The organism is Achromobacter sp. Marseille-Q0513 (genome assembly GCF_018195695.1).
In the GTDB taxonomy this organism is placed as follows: Bacteria; Pseudomonadota; Gammaproteobacteria; order Burkholderiales; family Burkholderiaceae_B; genus Achromobacter.
The window spans coordinates 1-720 of record NZ_JAGTJY010000418.1 but is presented as its reverse complement, the minus strand read 5'-3'; the positions used below and the strand labels follow the sequence as shown (position 1 = coordinate 720).

At 56.8% G+C, this 720-nt stretch carries 1 protein-coding gene; it reads left to right on the top strand.

Annotated features, from left to right (window positions below; all coding sequences use genetic code 11):
* Window positions 1-17: 17 nt before the first annotated feature.
* Window positions 18-720: type IV secretion system protein (locus tag KDH83_RS31015; RefSeq protein ID WP_212322933.1), on the top strand; the 703-nt coding region annotated here is incomplete at its 3' end.

Below are 720 nucleotides of genomic sequence, written 5' to 3'. Positions count from 1 at the left end.
ATACCCGGGGGGAACTAATGGCCGCGGATCCAATTCAGCTCATCAGCCTGGGCGGCATCGCGCGCTGGATGGACGACTCCGTGACACACATGCTCAAGGGCGTCGTCGCACCGGCGGTCAGCAATGCCACAGCCGCCATCTGGCCTTTCGTCACGATAGCCATGACCATTGGCCTCATGTGGTACGGGTGGATGATCGCCAGTGGCGCCATTCCGACGCCCATCTTCACTGCGCTGCGCCGCGTTGTGAACATTGTCATCATCGCCAGCATTGCCGGCGCGGGCGGCCTGTACCAGACTGAGATCGTCGAGGTCATGCTGGAATTGCCCACCGACATGACCAACATCTTCAACAGGGAACCCACCACGCCGGCCGAAAAACTCGATGCGGCGGCCAATAATGGCTCGGAAATCAGTACTGAGATACATGACCGCGCTCCTAATGCCGTCACCAGCCCAATCAAGGCGTTCGCATTCGTGGTTATCGCCGTCCTTATCTCAGTGATCTCCGCCGCGATGAGCGCAGTAGGCATTATTGTCCTCGTCTCGGTAAAAGCCGGAATGGGGATCATCGCAATTGTTGGGCCTCTGTTTATTCTGGCCTTGCTGTTTGAGTACACAAGGGACTACTTCAGAAGCTGGCTGAACCAGATGCTCTTCTACGCGATCTATGCAGCGATCTTTGCCCTGGTCTTTACGATCATCATGGGCATGTTCGGAA